This is a genomic window from Halotalea alkalilenta (assembly GCF_001648175.1).
Classification (GTDB): domain Bacteria; phylum Pseudomonadota; class Gammaproteobacteria; order Pseudomonadales; family Halomonadaceae; genus Halotalea; species Halotalea alkalilenta_A.
In genome coordinates this window covers 286,808-302,432 of record NZ_CP015243.1, presented here as the reverse complement: position 1 = coordinate 302,432, position 15,625 = coordinate 286,808, and the positions used below count along the sequence as shown (strand labels likewise).

The following is a 15,625-nucleotide window of genomic DNA, read 5'->3' as shown; positions in this document are numbered from 1 at the left end:
CCATGCGTCGCCAGCTCAATACGCTATATATCACTACCGAGGGTGCCTGGCTCAAGAAAGATGGTGCCAATATCGTTATGGATATCGAAGGTAAGGAGCGAGCTCGCTTGCCCATCCATATGCTCGAATCGCTGGTATGCTTTGGGCGGGTATTGGTATCCCCACCGCTAATGGGCTTTTGTGCTGAGCAGGGGGTAACCATCACGCACTTATCGCCTAATGGCAAGTTTCTCGCGCGTATCGAGGGGCCTGTATCGGGCAATGTGTTGCTGCGGCGTACACAATATCGAGTTAGCGACGATGGCGCAGGATGCGCCGAAATCGTGCGTAGTATACTGATCGGTAAAGTGCATAATCAACGGGCCGTTCTCTCGCGCGGTTTGCGGGACTATGGCGATAAATTGGATGAGGGGGAGCGAAAACGGCTGGAAAATGCGCGCTCACGTATGAGTAGGATCACTCGTGATCTGCTAGATGAGCCCTCCACCAGTGGTTTGCGAGGTCTGGAAGGAGAAGCTGCACAGGTTTATTTCAGTATCTTCGATTCCCTTATTCGCCATAGCAGCGAGGATTTTCGTTTTACCGGTCGTAATCGCCGACCGCCCCGTGATCGTATCAATGCGCTACTGTCGTTTCTTTATACGCTACTGACCCATGATTGTCGTTCAGCCTTGGAGAGTACTGGGCTGGACCCCGCTGTCGGGTTCCTTCATCGAGATCGGCCGGGACGGCCCAGTCTGGCACTCGATCTAGCCGAGGAGTTTCGGCCACTATTGGGAGACCGTCTGGCTTTATCGCTAGTCAATCGTCGCCAGTTGCGAGAGAAAGACTTCACTGTCGCCGAAAGCGGTGGTGTAGTGTTGGCCGATAATGCGCGCAAGACTGTATTGACTGCTTACCAAGAGCGTAAGCGTGAGGAGCTCAGCCATGCGTTCATCGGCGAGAAGGCGCCAATAGGAATGCTGCCTATCCTGCAAGCTCAATTGCTTGCACGCCACCTGCGCGGTGATCTGGATGCTTACCCGCCATTCCTTTGGAAATAGAAGTAGCCTATCCATGAGGAGGCCAAGCAATGATGGTACTGGTCAGTTACGATGTGAGCACTTCGTCCGACGGTGGAGAAGGGCGCTTGCGCCGTGTGGCGAAAGCCTGCCGTGATTTGGGGCAGCGCGTACAGTTCTCTGTATTCGAGATCGAAGTCGAGCCTGATCAGTGGGTGCGCCTTCGCCAGCGGTTGATCGAGTTGATCGATGATGAAGTCGATAGCCTGCGTTTCTATTTCCTGGGCAGGAATTGGAAGAATCGGATCGAGCATATCGGTGCGAAACCTTCACTGGATATGAACGGCCCTCTTGTCTTCTGATTTCCCGTAGCTCTGCGAACCTTAAGTGTCGTGGTTTTTGCCGGTGGGTTCGCAGTTCTTTAACAATTTGTTTTCTTTGCACTTTTTTCTCATATACGGGGGGAATTAAAAAATTAACTCTCATCCTTGGAGAGTTTCGCTGTCCCAAAAGTATTTCACTTTCATTATCAATATGTTATGAGAGTGGGGGTCGCGGCCCGCACGGCCGCGCGGATAGAAACGTGTCGATCCCTGTGATCAGGCTCGCAGGGCTGGAGTCGCGGCCCGCACGGCCGCGCGGATAGAAACGAGATGATCGCGGCAGGGTTGAGCCCGTCGATGAATGTCGCGGCCCGCACGGCCGCGCGGATAGAAACACGATCACCGGTTCGGACTGCGCCTCGGTCATCGAGTCGCGGCCCGCACGGCCGCGCGGATAGAAACCTGAGCGCGACGCATGTACCAGTCCTTGTGCTGGTCGCGGCCCGCACGGCCGCGCGGATAGAAACAAGGCTGAACGCCGCCAGGACATCGAGAGCCGCGAGGTCGCGGCCCGCACGGCCGCGCGGATAGAAACGCTTTGATGAGCATGTCGACGACGACGAAGTCGCCGTCGCGGCCCGCACGGCCGCGCGGATAGAAACTGAATCAGCCCGGTGCCGCTAGACTTGTCCTCGATGTCGCGGCCCGCACGGCCGCGCGGATAGAAACACAGATAGCCGATCGCCTCGGGCGGTCGGTGAAGGGGTCGCGGCCCGCACGGCCGCGCGGATAGAAACGCTCGAGCGCTGACTGATCTGCTGGCCTAGGAGGGGTCGCGGCCCGCACGGCCGCGCGGATAGAAACCCAGTATTGCCACGATCTCGGCGTGACTTTGCCGTCGCGGCCCGCACGGCCGCGCGGATAGAAACTCGTGAATCCAGCAGCGGACAAATGCCGTGGGGGTCGCGGCCCGCACGGCCGCGCGGATAGAAACTGCATGTACTGAGACAGGAAGACGTAGAGGTCGCGTCGCGGCCTCGCACGGCCGCGCGGATAGAAACTTCTCCTATGCGGCATCCAACGACGCCATGGCATGTCGCGGCCTCGCACGGCCGCGCGGATAGAAACACCTCGGCGAGCGTGGTGTAGGGAGAGGCTATCGCTGTCGCGGCCTCGCACGGCCGCGCGGATAGAAACGTACCTCCCCGGCCCGGGTCGAAGGGCTACGGGTAGTCGCGGCCTCGCACGGCCGCGCGGATAGAAACATGTGGTGGTTGCCTGCGGGTATGTCGCTTGGGTGTCGCGGCCTCGCACGGCCGCGCGGATAGAAACTTGGGAGTGCAATGGTTCGAATGGCGCATTGACCGTCGCGGCCTCGCACCACCGTATGGGTAGAAAAGAACAGGCCCACTTCGCCTGCTCCAGCGTTGTCGCTGTTCAGAAGATTTTTCATTAGCAGCGTATTTGGAACTTCGAGAGGCCGTCGAAATTGGCATTGGCGATGGCGAAGAAGTTCACCCTGTGGTCGAGGCAGACATCGATCTGGCGCCTGGCAGCGGACAGGTCGGCGCCAAGTCGTGCCGAACTCTCCCTTGCCACTGAAGGTCATGGTGCCGAGGGTCCGCTCCGGTACCCATAGTCTCGAAGACTTAGAGAATGAAGGCATGCTTGTCTGGATCGCGCAGGCAACGCCTCACCCGACTATCGCTTTTTTCATTTGGGCAGCGACATCGGCGATCTCGCCACGGATGTCGCTGCGGCGCTGCGCGTCCAGTCGAGCGACGGGAATCGAGGTGCTGACGGCGATGCTTTTTCCGCTGGGGGTCTGGCCGACATAGGCGGCGAAACAGCAGAGCCCAGCGGTTACCTCTTCCTGCTCCGTGGCCACTCCGGATCTTCGTACCTCGCGCAGCTGCTCGAGCAACTGCGCGAGGTCGGTGACCGTGTGTTCGGTGATGGCGGGTAGCCGTGCGGGCAGGAGCTGTTGCAGCTTCGCCTCAGGGAGCTGGGCGAGCAGCGCCTTGCCGAGTGCGCAGGCATGAGCGGGAAGCCGCGAACCGAGCTCGGATACCAGCCTCACCGGGCGGGGAGCGTCTTCGCGGGCGATGTAGACGACCTCGTCGCCGTCCAGGACCGCGAGTTGCAGCACCTCCTTCTCTCGTTCCACGAACTCGACCGCGGCATGCCTGAACGCTTCCTGGAGTGCGTCGTGCCGGAGATACGAGGCCCCCAGGGTGTAGAGCCCGATACCGATGAGATAACCGTCGCTTCTCTTCTCGATCCAGCGTCGCTGGACGAGGGACTCGAGCAGCAGATACAGCGTGCTCTTCGGCAGCCCGGTCGCTAGACCAAGATCCGCCGCGCTGACCGGGGTCCCCTTCGTCGCCAGCGTCTCCAGGATCTGATGGGCTCTTCTGATCGCGGGTACTTCGTAGTCGGTGGCCATCGTGGCGTCGCCTTATCGAGCGGATATTTCCAACATATTGGACAATAAAACAAGATATTGTACAAGCGGTGGGGTTTTTCTACAGTGGCAGTTCGACATCAGCGATGGATCGAACAATGGCTCGTGATGCGTATCTTCCTATCGACCTGGACTCGGCACTGCTGGTCGGCCGCGTTTGGCGTGATGCCCCGATCAACGGCCCCGCTGTGGTGACGATTCGCAATCGCGAGGTCGTCGATCTCACGCAGCACGTTGCCACGGTCGCCGACCTGCTCGAGCGTTCGGATCGTCATCGAATCGTTCGACACGCGCCGGGTGAGGTCATCGGCACGCTGGATGCGCTGCTCGACAACAGCCTCGCCGGCGGCGGGCGGGCGCCTTACCTGCTCGCTCCCTGTGACTTGCAGCCGGTGAAGGCTTCCGGCGTGACCTTCGCCGTGAGCCTGCTCGAGAGAGTGATCGAGGAGCAGGCCGAGGGCGACCCCTCCAGGGCGGAGGCCATTCGCGGTGCGATGGTCGAGTTGATCGGCCGCGACCTGTCGACGGTTCGGCCTGGTTCTGCCGAAGCGCAGGCGCTGAAAGCGGAGTTTCAGCGTCGCGGTCATTGGTCCCCATACCTCGAGGTGGGCATCGGCCCGGATGCCGAGGTTTTCTCCAAGGCGCCGCCGATGGCCAGCATAGGATTCGGCTCGCCGGTTGGACTGCACCCTGATTCGAGCTGGAACAACCCCGAACCGGAGATCGTGCTTGCCGTCGACAGCCGGGGGGAAGCAGTGGGAGCGGCGCTGGGCAACGATGTGAACCTGCGCGACATCGAGGGGCGCAGTGCGCTGCTATTGACCAAGGCCAAGGACAACAACGGCTCTTGCGCGATCGGACCGTTCATCCGCCTGTTCGATGAGCGCTTCGACATCGATGCGGTGCGCACCGCTGATGTGTCGCTGCGGATCGAGGGACGAGACGGCTTCGAACTCGAAGCCATCAGCCATATGAGCGAGATCAGCCGGGATCCGCTCGCCATCGTTCGGCAAACCATCGGAGCGCATCACCAGTACCCAGATGGAATGATGCTTTTCCTCGGCACCATGTTCTCCCCGACCGAGGACCGGGACACGGCCGGTGGCGGTTTCACCCATCACCTCGGTGATCGCGTGATCATCTCTTCCCCCCGGCTGGGAGCGCTGGTCAACGAGGTGAGCCTGTCGACGGAAATAGCGCCCTGGACCTATGGCATCCGCTCGCTTTTCGCGCATCTGGCCGAACGGCGCGGCGCCTGAGCGGTTGGAAGGGGCACCAGCGGACACCGGGGTCGGACTTGAATTTTCAATCGCGCTTAGGGAGGCGACATGCAGATCACAGGCAAGAACTACATCGGCGGTGAGAGAAGCGGCGAGGGCGATGAGCGTATCCATAGCTACGACGCCACCAGCGCAGCGCGGCTGCCTTATGAATTTTGCCAGGCCACGCCAGCCGAGATCGATAGCGCCGCCCGCGCCGCGGCATCGGCCTATCCTGCCTATCGCCGTCTGCCTGCCACCCAACGAGCCGAGTTCCTCGACGCCATCGCCGATGAGCTGGATGCGCTGGACAACGGCTTCATCTCCTTGGTGACGCGTGAGACCGCCTTGCCGGCCGCCCGCGTCCAGCGGCTGGTGGACGGCAAGCTGTCGAGCGCCGCGATCTGAGCGCCGATCAGGCGGAAACCGTTCGCTGGCGCTGTTCACCCAACCCCTCGATGCCCAACCGCACCTCCTGGCCCGGCCTCAGGTACACCGGCGGCCTCTGCCCCATGCCGACGCCGGGCGGTGTACCGGTGGAGATCAAATCTCCCGGCTGCAGGCTCATGAAGCGGCTGAGGTAGGTAATGATCTCGGCGACGGAGAAGATCATCGTACGGGTGGAGCCGTCCTGGTAGCGATGGCCGTCGACGTCGAGCCACATCGACAGTTGCTGTGGGTCGGCGACCTCATCGCGGGTGACCAGCCAAGGGCCGATGGGGCCGAAGGTGTCGCAGCCCTTGCCCTTGTCCCAGGTGCCGCCGCGCTCGAGCTGATACTCGCGTTCGGATATGTCGTTGACCACGCAGTAACCGGCGACGTGATCGAGCGCGTCGCGCGGCTCGATGTAGCGTCCGGGCTTGCCGATCACTACGCCGAGCTCCACTTCCCAGTCGGTTTTAGCCGAGCCGCAGGGAATCAGGGTATCGTCGTTGGGGCCGCAGACCGCGCTGGTCCACTTGCCGAAAACCACCGGCTCCTTGGGAATGTCGGCGCCGGTCTCGGCGGCATGGTCGGCATAGTTGAGCCCGATGCAGATGAACTTACCGATCCCTCCGACGCAGGGAGCGATGCGCACCTCGCCCTCCACCTTCGGCAACCGTGCAAGATCGAGTGCGCGGATTCGCTCGAGCCCTTCGGGCGTGAGCGTCTCGTTGGCGATATCGTCGATGTCGCCGGAAAGATCGCGAAGGCTGCCGTCGGCGTCGAGGATGCCGGGTTTTTCCGCCCCATGGGGACCGTAGCGCAAGAGTTTCATCTGTTGTTCAGCTCCGACGTTGAAAGGAGAAGTCGCCCGGATCGCTTCGCAAGGGCTTCGCTAGTTCGACCAACCGCCGTCGATCACCTGGCTGGTACCGGTGATGAAGGCCGCCTCGTCGCTGGCGAGAAAGGCGGCCAGCGCGGCGATTTCTTCACTGCTACCGAGCCGTCCCATCGGCTGGCGGGCGATGAATTCGGCATGTACGTCCGCTTCGCTGCGTCCCTGTGCCGAGGCCAGCGTGTTGATTCTCTCGCGCAGCGAAGGGGAGTCGATGGTGCCCGGGCAGATCGCATTGCAGCGCACTCCCTGGGTCACGTAGTCGGCGGCTATCGATTTGGTCAGGCCGATCACCGCTGCCTTGGTGGTGCCGTAGGCGAAGCGGTTGGGCACCCCCTTGAGGCTCGACGCCAGCGAAGCGATATTGATGATGGCCCCGCCGCCGCGTTCGAGCATGCCGGGCAGGAACGCCTTGCAGCTGTGGAACATGGCGCCGACGTTGAGCGCCAGTGAGCGTGACCAGGCGCGCTCGTCGCACTCGAGCAGGCTGCCCTGGTGGACATAGCCCGCGCAGTTGACCAGTACGTCGATGGTGCCGAGTTCGACGGCGAGCGCGGCGATCGCTTCGCTGTCGAGCACATCGAGCATTGCGGGCTGCGCACCCTCGAGATCGGCCAGCTTGGTGATCTCGAGGTCGGTGGCGATCACCGTGGCGCCCTCTCGAACCAGGCGCTGCGCTATCGCCCTGCCGATGCCCTGTCCCGCGGCGGTGACTACCGCCTTCTTGTCCGCTAGTCGCATCTGCCACTCCTCCAAGGGATCTGCATCCGTCGGCCTGATCTTTCGACCCGTGACCATCGCGCTTCGCCCTTCGATGGGGCCTTACGCGTCAGCGGTCGAGATCCTGCAGCGGATTGTCGCTGAATATGTAGCGATCCACTTCGTTGCCGTCCTCGACGGTGCTGGCATCGAATAGCATCTGCCGGGTGTTTTCGAGATGACGCCACATCGCCGATCGCGCCTCGACCGGATCGCGCCGAATCAGGGCGCGCAGGATCGCATCGTGGTCGTCGCACCAGCTTGCGAGCGATTCGCGGTTGTCGATCCGGTCGAACAACTTGCGCCACATTGGGTTTCTCTCCCGCTGGTACCACATCTTCTCGACCAGATAGACCAGTACCGAATTCTGCGTGGCGCTCGCGACGCCGAGGTGAAAGCGCCGATCCCAGTCGGAATCCCGATAGCGATCCTCGGCGCGGCTTCTCGCCGAGATCTCCTGCAGCTCGAGGATCCCGGCCTTGGTGATCTGCCGCGCGGCGAATTCGGCGATGTTGCTCTCGACCAGCTGGCGTGCCTGGATCATCTCGAACGGCCCGGCCGACAGCTCGTCGTGATAGGGCTCCGGCGACGGCTCGACGGCAGCCTCCTTGGGCTCGATCACATAGATTCCCGAGCCCTTGCGCACCTCCACCCGGTTCTCGATCTCGAGCAGAATCAGCGCCTCGCGTACCACCGTGCGGCTGATATCGAGCTCCTCGGCGATGAGCCGTTCCGCCGGCATGCGGCTGCCGACGGGGTAGTCTCCTGCCTCGATCCTCGAGCGGAGGATGGCGGCGATCTGCTGGTAGAGACGTTTGGGCTTGGCGCTGGTCATGGCGGCTCTCGCGAGATGGGGAGGGCTCGATGATAGCAATTGATATTGGATGGACCAATTCGCCTCGCCATTTGCTCACCATGGACCAATCCGGATGGTCAGAACATCAGGTTGGGCAGCGTCAGCGCCAGGGCTGGAAAGAACGTCACCAGCAGCAGTACCACCAGCATCACACCCCAGAACGGCAGCACCTCGCGAATGAAGGTGCCGATGCCGGCACCGGTGATGCTGCAAGTAGTGAACATCACCGTGCCCATCGGCGGCGTAATGGTGCCGATCGAGGCATTGATGATGAAGATGATGCCGAAGTGCACTGGGTCGATGCCGAACTCGGCGGCGACGGGGGCCAGCAGCGGCGAGAGCACGATCAGGATCGCATTGCCTTCGAGAAACATGCCGATGGCGAGCAGCAGCAGGTTGGCCAGCAGCAGGAAGGCGATCGGCCCGCTGACGTGCTCCGAGAGCAGCTCGGTCATCTGCTGCGGAATGCCTTCCCAGGTCAGAAAGCGGGCGAACGCTGAGGCCACGCAGATGATGAACAGCACGTTGACCGATGCCAGCATCGACTCGCGGGTGGCTTGGGCGATCGTCGTTGGCCTTAGTTCCCGATACACGAACACGCCGACGAACAGCGAATAGAGCACTGCCATGGCACCGGCTTCGGTCGGCGTGAACAGGCCGAAGCGGATGCCGCCGATCACCAGCACGGGCAGCACCAGCGCCAGCAGGCCGGCGCGGGTGATGCTCAGCCACTGGCCCTTCGGTACTGGTTCACGCTGTGGCAGCTGGAAGCCACGCCGGCGGGCGATCAGGTTGACCGCCACCATCAGCAGCATCGCCATGATCACGCCGGGAATCACGCCGGCCATGAACAGCCGCCCGATCGAGACGTTGTTCACGTAGCCGTAGACGATCATCGCGATCGCCGGGGGAATCGTCGAGGTGATCAGTGACGAGGCGGCGGTCACCGCCGAGGAGAAGCCGACCGGGTAGCGCTGCTCGGTCATCCGCGGCACCAGCAGCTTGGCGCTCATCGCTGAGTCTGCGATGTTCGAACCCGAAAGCCCCCCCATCAGTACGCTGAGCATGACGTTGGCCTGGGCCAGCCCGCCATGCATGCGTCGGGTCAGCAGCCCGGCGAGATTCAGCAGCCGGGTGGCGATCCCCGATCGATTCATGAACACCCCAGCCATGATGAAGAAGGGGACGGCGAGCAGCGAGACGGCGCTGAGACCGCCGGTCATGCGCTGTACCAGCAAGACCATGGGTTCGCTGCCTTCGACCACGAAGTAGAGCAGCGTCGACATCAGCAGCGCGAAGGCCACCGGGGTACCCATGAAGAACAGCACCAGCATTCCGATCAGTGCGCTCGCAACGGCCATCGTCTCAGCTCCTCGGATCAATGTCGGGTCCCGCATGAACGCGGGGCGGGAGATCGGGAATCAGTCCAGGCGCGACCGCGGCGAGGGGGTCGACCGCCGGGGGCGAGATCAGGTTGCGCAACGAGTGGATCAGCATCAGTGCGCCGGCGATCGGGATCGCCAGGTGCACCCAGTAGAAGGGGATGTTCAACATCGGTGTGCTGCGCATCGCGGCGAAGGGCAGCAGCTTGAGTCCCCACACCAGCATGACCGCCGCGCATACCAGCGTCACACCGACGTTGAAGATTCGGGTGTTCCATTTCGCCAGCCTTGGGGGTAGCCGGTCGCTTACGATCGAAATCATCACATGTTCGTTGCGCCGTACCAGCGCGCTGGCGCCGAGCATCGTCGTCCACAGCATCAGCAGTTGCAGCACTTCCTCGGCCCAGGCCAGCGGCATCGACATGAAATAGCGCATGAAGACGTTGCAGATCGCGACCAGGAAGAGGGCGAATAGCGCCACGCTGGCGAGCAGCTCGTCGACGCGCAGGAGTGCGTCCAGCCAACCGGTGCGCGGGGAAAGAACGGCGCCATCGGTACTCATAAAGGATCCTCCTCGGGGCGGGGTGGGTCATTGGCGGTGATCTCGAGCATGCGATCGAAGAGCCCAGGATCGGACCACTGCGGGAATGCGCTCGGGATCATCTCGCGTGCGCGACTGCGAAATGGCGCGAGATCGACTTCGATGACCTCGACGCCCGCGTCGCGCATCCGCTCCAGGTCCGCCTCGCTGCGCTCCTCGATCAGTCGGTTGGCGTACTCGGCCATTCGTGCGCCGGTCTCGCTGAGGATCCGGCGCTGCTCCGGGGTGAGCCGCTGCCAGAACTCCTCGCCAGTGACGAAGGGGGCGGTGGTCTGCATGTGGCGGGTCAGGCTCAGCCGTTTCACCACTTCTTCGAAGCGCCCGCCATGCAGGACCGGGATCGGGTTCTCGACCCCATCGATCATGCCCTGGGCCAGCGCCGGGTAGACGTCGCCGAGCGACATGGGGGTCGGCACCGCGTTCATGGAGCGCAGCGCGGCTACGTACATCGGCGAGTTCTGTACCCGGATCCGCACACCGCGCAGATCCTCTGGCGTGCGTACCTCACGGTTCGAGAGCAACTGGCGCTCGCCGTAGGCGACCCACGGCACCACGATGCGATAGCCCTGCTCGACCAACGCCGCGGACTGGGCCTGAAACCAGTCGGAATCGAAGATCCGGGCCTTGGCTTCGAAGCTGTCGGCGATGTAGGGCGCGTCGATGACGCTGAGATCCGGCGCGACGTCGAAGAAGTTGCTGTAGGCGCTGATCCCGATCACGGCGGAGCCGAAGCGAGCCTGTTCGGTGATCTCGGTTTCGTTGCCGAGCTGGCTGGCAGGGAAGGGGCGCAGCACCAAGTCTCCACCGCTCTCCTCTTCGACCCAGGTTGCCCATTGGCGAACGGCGAGATCGATCGGCTCTCCCGGCTGGTTGCCGTAGGAAACGCGTATTACCGTCTCGGCGGCGACGCCGGGAGCGAAGGCGCCGATGGTGAGGGCCGCGATGACTAAAGCCATGGCAGGGCGAAGTGGTCTCATGGTCGTATCCCTTTGGAAGATCGGGAAAATCCCGGCGTCAGTCATTGACGTGGACCAGGCCCTTGATCACTCCCGTTGCGGGAGCGCACCAGTGCGCCATGACCGCCGGCATCTGTTCGAGCTCGGCACGGTGGGTGATCATTTCCCGTTCGGCGAGCGCTCCTGCCTCCATCAACCGGGTCACGGTATCGAAGTCCTCGCGAGTGGCATTCCGGCTGGCGAGCAGGGTGATCTCGCGTCGATGGAACTCCGGGTCGTGGAAGGTGATGTCGGCCTTGACCAGGCTGACCAGCACATAGCGGCCGCCGTGGCCAACCAGCGCGAACCCCCGAGCGATGGCATCGGGATTGCCGGTGGCGTCGAACACCACGTCGGCGAGTCCACCATCGGTGAGTGCGGCCACGGCCTCTTCCACCGAGTGCTCGCGCGGATCGACGGCCTCGGTCACCCCGAGCTTTTCGCGGCAGAACGCCAAGCGCTGGGAATTGGGGTCGATCACGATGACCCGGGCCCCTCGGGCACGCGCGATCTGGATCACGCCCATTCCGATCGGACCGGCGCCGACCACCACCGCTGTTTCTCCTGCGCGCAGTTCGCTGCGCCGCACTCCATGGGCGCCGATGGCGAGGCACTCGACCAGCGCCAGCTGCTCGGCGTCGAGAAGATCGCTGGGCACCACGTGACGAGCGGGCAGTACCAGGAAATCGCTCATGCCCCCATCGCGATGCACACCGATCACCTCCAATCGTTCACAGCAGTTGGTCTTGCCACGCCGGCTCGCCGGCGAATCCGGGTCGTGCAGATAGGGAATCACGTAGCCCTTGCGACCAAGCATGTCGAGATCCCGTGGACTACCCGCGGCGACCACTTCAACCGAGAGCTCGTGGCCCAGCACCCGGGGATAAGTGAAGTAGGGCTGCTGGCCGGCGAAGGCGTGGATGTCGGTGCCGCAGATGCCTACCCGCAGCACCTTGACCAGCACTTCGTTGGGGCCGCAGACGCCCAGCGAGGTGGTGGAGAGCCGGAGTTCGCCGGGGGCGATGCAGCTGAGGATGCGTGTTTGCCCTGTCACGGTCGATACTCCAAGAGTTGCCATCTCAAGCGTCGATGGTGTTCGAGCATCGGAATTTGGACTGTCCAATTAATGGTTGAAACTGGACATTGGTCTACGAAGGGTTGTTGAAGGCCGATATCTCGTATTTTATTTCGATATTGGTTGGACCAAAGTATCGAGCGACGAGAGACCTGACGCCATGACACGCACTATCATCACGGATCGTCCACAGCAGGTGACCCTGCGCATTCATCCCGACGACAATGTGCGGGTCGCGCTGCGCGATCTGCCTGAAGGCTATGAAGTCGACGAAGGCGGGGTGAGATTGGTAGAGCCGATCGCTCGCAAGCATAAGTTCGCCTTGGTGCCGTTGGCGGTCGGCGAGCAGGTGGTGATGTACGGCGTCACGGTCGGTCGGGCGACACGAGCGATCGCGGCTGGCGAGGCGATCCGGGTCGACAATGTCGAGCATGCCACGCTCGGTGCCGGCGCTGAATCAGGGGCGAGTAGCTGGCAGGGGCCAGACGTATCGCGCTTCGAGGGGCTCACTTTCGATGGCTACCATCGCGCCGATGGTCGGGTCGGTACCGCCAATTTCTGGATCGTGGTGCCCTTGGTCTTCTGCGAAAATCGCAACATAGAGGTATTGCGCCAGTGCGTCGCTGAAGTGCTCGACGACGATCCCTATCGCGACTACAAGCGTATGGCGCGAGAGATGCTGTATGGCGAACAGGCCGCACCGGTTCCGAGCGCTCCGACGGCGCCGCTGTTTCCCAATGTCGACGGCGTACGTTTTCTGACCCACACGCTCGGCTGCGGTGGTACCCGAGAGGACGCCGAGGCGCTTTGCGGACTGCTGGCGGGCTACATCTGCCACCCGAATGTCGCGGGTGCCACTGTACTGAGCCTTGGTTGCCAGAATGCCCAGATCGAGCTGCTCAAGGCGGCGATGGCGCAGCGTGACCCCAATGGGAGCAGGCCCGTGCAGTTCTTCGAGCAGCAGCGTATCGGCGATGAGCGCACGCTGATCACGCAAGCGCTGGCGTCGATCTTCGCGGGTCTCGCCGAAGCTAATCGAGTCGAGCGCGCACCAGCGCCGCTCTCCGAGCTGACCATCGGTGTCGAGTGCGGCGGCTCAGACGGCTTTTCGGGTCTTTCGGCCAACCCCTTGGTTGGGGCGGTCTCCGATCGGGTGGTAGCCCTCGGCGGTAGTGCGGTACTGGCTGAGTTTCCCGAGCTCTGCGGCGTCGAGCACGAGCTGATCGCACGCTGCGCAAGCGCCGCGGTGGCCGAACGCTTCAGCGCCCTGATGGCCGCCTACCAAGCGCACGCGGCCAAGGTCGGCGCCGATTTCTCGATGAATCCATCGCCGGGCAATATCCGTGATGGGCTGATTACCGACGCGATGAAATCGGCCGGTGCGGCGAAGAAGGGGGGCGGCAGTCCAGTGGTCGATGTACTCGACTACACTGAGCCGGTGCGCAAGAAAGGATTGACGCTGCTGTGCACGCCCGGCAACGATGCCGAGTGCACCACCGCGTTGGTGGGTAGCGGCGCCAACCTGGTGCTGTTCACCACTGGATTGGGCACCCCGATGGGCAATCCCATTGCGCCGGTGTTGAAGATCGCCAGCAACAGTGAGTTGGTGAAACGGATGGGCGATGTGATCGATTTCGATGCTGGGCGCATCATTGGCGGCGAGGCGGGGATCGATGAGACTGCCGATGCCTTGCTGATGCTATGTGTTGAAACCGCCTCTGGTCGCCACCTCGCTCGCGCTGTGTCGCTCGGCCAGCAGGATTTCATCCCATGGAAACGTGGTGTGTCGCTTTGAGCCCGCCAGGCGGCGTGAATCACGCAGGGTGACTCGCATGCTCATGGCGAGTGGCTCGATGCCTCGGCAGCGACGCCCGAACTTCAGCTCGGCAAGGTTGGCACTTTGCGCTTATGGAACGATTCTGTAAGAAATAGCTTGTCGGCAGAGGCCGGGCAGGCGGACGCCGATCGGGAGGAAGTGGTGAGAGAATTGCTGGAACGAGCAGCCAATGGAGCCAATCTCCCGTTCCGGGACCTGCATATCATCCTCGACGCCCTGCCAACCCCGCTTTCCTGGGCCACCCTGCCCGGGGGACAGATACGTTTCGTCAATCGCTTCTTCACCAACACCTTCGGCTACGCCGATGGTGAATTCTCGACCGTGGATGACTGGATCGATCGGGCCTATGTGCTCGAAGAAGATCGTCGACAGGCGCGCGTTCGATGGAAGGAGCTTTGGGAAGTCGAATCGACGGGAATTGCCGAGGTCGAGCCCTTCGAAGTGCAGGTGCTCTGCGCCGACGGCTCCATACGTACCGTTCAGCACCGCGGCATCCTGCTGCATGAAGTCGGCGTAGGGATCGCCACCTTCGAGGATATCTCGGACAGGAAGCTCGCCGAAGACGTACTGCGCCGTATCGCTTTCGAGGACCCCTTGACCGGCCTGCCGAACCGGCGTGTGCTGCAGGAGCGGTGGTCCAAGTCGATGCCCATCTCCGGGGGCCCTGAAGGAATGGCCGCGCTGCTGCTCATCGATCTCGATGGCTTCAAAGGGATCAACGACCGGTTCGGGCACGATGGAGGCGACGAAGTACTGACCGAGGTCGCCCGCCGGCTGTGCGACAGCGTGGGGATCAGCGGCCTCGTATGTCGGCTGGGAGGAGACGAGTTCGTGGTACTTCTGCCGCATCTACGTACCCTCGAACAGGTAGAGCAGCTCTGCTGGCGCATCGAGACAGCACTCTCACGGCCATTCGCACTCGCAGCGCGCTCCATCACGCTTGGCGCCAGCATCGGCGCAAGCCTCTACCCCCAGGACGGACGCGACCTGCACGACCTGCTCAAACGCGCCGACGAAGCGCTCTATCGCCTCAAGACCCTGCGAAAAGGAGGCTGGGGCTGGTTCAAAGTCCCCGCCTCGGCGTGATCAATCGCATCGAAGCCTGACGCCGCGAGATCGAACGCAAGAACCTCACCCGAGTGATTCGGCCCAGCGCCGAATCACTCTTTAGCTGCCGCACGGCAGCGAACGTCTGCGTGACACGGTGTCAAACGGCCTCTCCTTTCTGAGCTACCTATGCGGCAGCGAACTACGCCGTCGTGCGCTTTGCGACACCGCGGCTTTTCTGAGCTACCTATGCGGTAGCGAACGGTACGAATCGCGCGAGATCCGGGGTGCGCTCTTTCTGAGCTACCTATGCGGCAGCGAACCGGTTGAGGCCGTGGTCCAGGGCGAACATGCTTTTCTGAGCTACCTATGCGGCAGCGAACCGCAAGGCGGGCGACGAGAAAAGCGCGTTCATTTTCTGAGCTACCTATGCGGCAGCGAACATGCATTTTTAATGAGCGCCGATTAATCCTCCTTTCTGAGCTACCTATGCGGCAGCGAACCGCAAGGCGGGCGACGAGAAAAGCGCGTTCATTTTCTGAGCTACCTATGCGGCAGCGAACATGCATTTTTAATGAGCGCCGATTAATCCTCCTTTCTGAGCTACCTATGCGGCAGCGAACGGCAAGAGCGTGACGCTAACGGGCGTCGTCGATTTCTGAGCTACCTATGCGGCAGCGAACCGGCGTGGTACGAGCGACGCATCAA

The 15,625-nt window shown here is 62.4% G+C and carries 14 protein-coding genes and 2 CRISPR repeat arrays (1 of these 16 only partly in view); of the genes, 6 read left to right on the top strand and 8 right to left on the bottom strand.

Features of this window, described 5'->3' with window-relative positions:
- The first annotated feature begins 2 nt into the window (after window positions 1-2).
- Window positions 3-1,043 (top strand): type I-C CRISPR-associated endonuclease Cas1c, encoded by a 1,041-nt coding sequence (gene cas1c / locus A5892_RS19695; RefSeq protein ID WP_082890210.1) that lies wholly within the window; start codon window positions 3-5, stop codon window positions 1,041-1,043.
- A gap of 29 nt (window positions 1,044-1,072) precedes the next feature.
- Window positions 1,073-1,363: a CRISPR-associated endonuclease Cas2 gene (cas2, locus tag A5892_RS01355; RefSeq protein WP_064121263.1), complete on the top strand. Its 291-nt coding sequence runs from the start codon at window positions 1,073-1,075 to the stop codon at window positions 1,361-1,363.
- 189 nt (window positions 1,364-1,552) lie between these two features.
- A CRISPR array of direct repeats spans window positions 1,553-2,318; the repeat unit is 32 nt; unit sequence GTCGCGGCCCGCACGGCCGCGCGGATAGAAAC.
- Window positions 2,319-3,017: 699 nt separating this feature from the next.
- Here the strand turns inward: cas2 and A5892_RS01350 are convergent.
- Window positions 3,018-3,770, bottom strand: a complete 753-nt coding sequence (locus tag A5892_RS01350; protein WP_064121262.1) for an IclR family transcriptional regulator — start codon at window positions 3,768-3,770, stop codon at window positions 3,018-3,020.
- Window positions 3,771-3,886: 116 nt separating this feature from the next.
- Here A5892_RS01350 and A5892_RS01345 point away from each other — a divergent pair, with 116 nt between their 5' ends.
- Together A5892_RS01345 and A5892_RS01340 are read left to right on the top strand one after the other, a co-directional pair.
- Entirely contained in the window at window positions 3,887-5,047 is a 1,161-nt protein-coding gene (locus A5892_RS01345) for a fumarylacetoacetate hydrolase family protein (protein ID WP_150123448.1), read from the top strand.
- Window positions 5,048-5,116: 69 nt separating this feature from the next.
- Entirely contained in the window at window positions 5,117-5,455 is a 339-nt protein-coding gene (locus A5892_RS01340; protein ID WP_064121260.1) for an aldehyde dehydrogenase family protein, read from the top strand.
- Between the two features lie 7 nt (window positions 5,456-5,462).
- On the opposite strand, the gene A5892_RS01335 is transcribed toward A5892_RS01340, so the two are convergent.
- The 7 genes from A5892_RS01335 to A5892_RS01305 all read right to left on the bottom strand — a co-directional run bounded on the left by A5892_RS01335 (window position 5,463) and on the right by A5892_RS01305 (window position 12,012).
- Window positions 5,463-6,305 carry a fumarylacetoacetate hydrolase family protein gene (locus tag A5892_RS01335; RefSeq protein ID WP_064121259.1) on the bottom strand — a complete coding sequence of 281 codons (843 nt, stop codon included), beginning with the start codon at window positions 6,303-6,305 and terminating at the stop codon, window positions 5,463-5,465.
- 60 nt (window positions 6,306-6,365) lie between these two features.
- Window positions 6,366-7,106 carry an SDR family oxidoreductase gene (locus A5892_RS01330; protein WP_064121258.1) on the bottom strand — a complete coding sequence of 247 codons (741 nt, stop codon included), beginning with the start codon at window positions 7,104-7,106 and terminating at the stop codon, window positions 6,366-6,368.
- Window positions 7,107-7,194: 88 nt separating this feature from the next.
- On the bottom strand, window positions 7,195-7,959 hold the full coding sequence (locus A5892_RS01325) for an FCD domain-containing protein (protein WP_027351067.1): 765 nt from the start codon (window positions 7,957-7,959) through the stop codon (window positions 7,195-7,197).
- A 98-nt stretch (window positions 7,960-8,057) separates the two neighbouring features.
- Window positions 8,058-9,341: a TRAP transporter large permease gene (locus A5892_RS01320; protein WP_027351068.1), complete on the bottom strand. Its 1,284-nt coding sequence runs from the start codon at window positions 9,339-9,341 to the stop codon at window positions 8,058-8,060.
- Between the two features lie 4 nt (window positions 9,342-9,345).
- Complete coding sequence (locus A5892_RS01315; protein ID WP_064121257.1) at window positions 9,346-9,924, bottom strand: TRAP transporter small permease; 579 nt, start codon at window positions 9,922-9,924, stop codon at window positions 9,346-9,348.
- Window positions 9,921-10,940, bottom strand: a complete 1,020-nt coding sequence (locus A5892_RS01310; protein WP_064121256.1) for a C4-dicarboxylate TRAP transporter substrate-binding protein — start codon at window positions 10,938-10,940, stop codon at window positions 9,921-9,923. Before A5892_RS01310 ends, A5892_RS01315 begins: the two co-directional genes overlap by 4 nt.
- A gap of 37 nt (window positions 10,941-10,977) precedes the next feature.
- Entirely contained in the window at window positions 10,978-12,012 is a 1,035-nt protein-coding gene (locus A5892_RS01305) for a zinc-binding alcohol dehydrogenase family protein (protein ID WP_223302757.1), read from the bottom strand.
- A 181-nt stretch (window positions 12,013-12,193) separates the two neighbouring features.
- On the opposite strand from A5892_RS01305, the gene A5892_RS01300 reads away from it, so the two are divergent.
- A complete protein-coding gene (locus A5892_RS01300; protein WP_064121254.1) occupies window positions 12,194-13,828 on the top strand; it encodes a UxaA family hydrolase in 1,635 nt (544 codons plus the stop codon).
- Window positions 13,829-14,011: 183 nt separating this feature from the next.
- A complete protein-coding gene (locus A5892_RS01295) occupies window positions 14,012-14,956 on the top strand; it encodes a sensor domain-containing diguanylate cyclase (protein ID WP_082890575.1) in 945 nt (314 codons plus the stop codon).
- Between the two features lie 136 nt (window positions 14,957-15,092).
- A CRISPR array of direct repeats spans window positions 15,093-15,625; the repeat unit is 28 nt; unit sequence TTTCTGAGCTACCTATGCGGCAGCGAAC; it runs 876 nt beyond the window's last position.

What these genes read in the sequence shown, in the direction of transcription:
- A5892_RS01320 (WP_027351068.1), bottom strand. Translation starts at nt 9,341, where the DNA reads ATGGCCGTTGCGAGCGCACTGATCGGAATGCTGGTGCTGTTCTTCATG.
- A5892_RS01300 (WP_064121254.1), top strand. Translation starts at nt 12,194, where the DNA reads ATGACACGCACTATCATCACGGATCGTCCACAGCAGGTGACCCTGCGC.
- A5892_RS01350 (WP_064121262.1), bottom strand. Translation starts at nt 3,770, where the DNA reads ATGGCCACCGACTACGAAGTACCCGCGATCAGAAGAGCCCATCAGATC.
- cas2 (WP_064121263.1), top strand. Translation starts at nt 1,073, where the DNA reads ATGATGGTACTGGTCAGTTACGATGTGAGCACTTCGTCCGACGGTGGA.
- cas1c (WP_082890210.1), top strand. Translation starts at nt 3, where the DNA reads ATGCGTCGCCAGCTCAATACGCTATATATCACTACCGAGGGTGCCTGG.
- A5892_RS01340 (WP_064121260.1), top strand. Translation starts at nt 5,117, where the DNA reads ATGCAGATCACAGGCAAGAACTACATCGGCGGTGAGAGAAGCGGCGAG.
- A5892_RS01310 (WP_064121256.1), bottom strand. Translation starts at nt 10,940, where the DNA reads ATGAGACCACTTCGCCCTGCCATGGCTTTAGTCATCGCGGCCCTCACC.
- A5892_RS01345 (WP_150123448.1), top strand. Translation starts at nt 3,887, where the DNA reads ATGGCTCGTGATGCGTATCTTCCTATCGACCTGGACTCGGCACTGCTG.
- A5892_RS01315 (WP_064121257.1), bottom strand. Translation starts at nt 9,924, where the DNA reads ATGAGTACCGATGGCGCCGTTCTTTCCCCGCGCACCGGTTGGCTGGAC.
- A5892_RS01330 (WP_064121258.1), bottom strand. Translation starts at nt 7,106, where the DNA reads ATGCGACTAGCGGACAAGAAGGCGGTAGTCACCGCCGCGGGACAGGGC.
- A5892_RS01325 (WP_027351067.1), bottom strand. Translation starts at nt 7,959, where the DNA reads ATGACCAGCGCCAAGCCCAAACGTCTCTACCAGCAGATCGCCGCCATC.
- A5892_RS01335 (WP_064121259.1), bottom strand. Translation starts at nt 6,305, where the DNA reads ATGAAACTCTTGCGCTACGGTCCCCATGGGGCGGAAAAACCCGGCATC.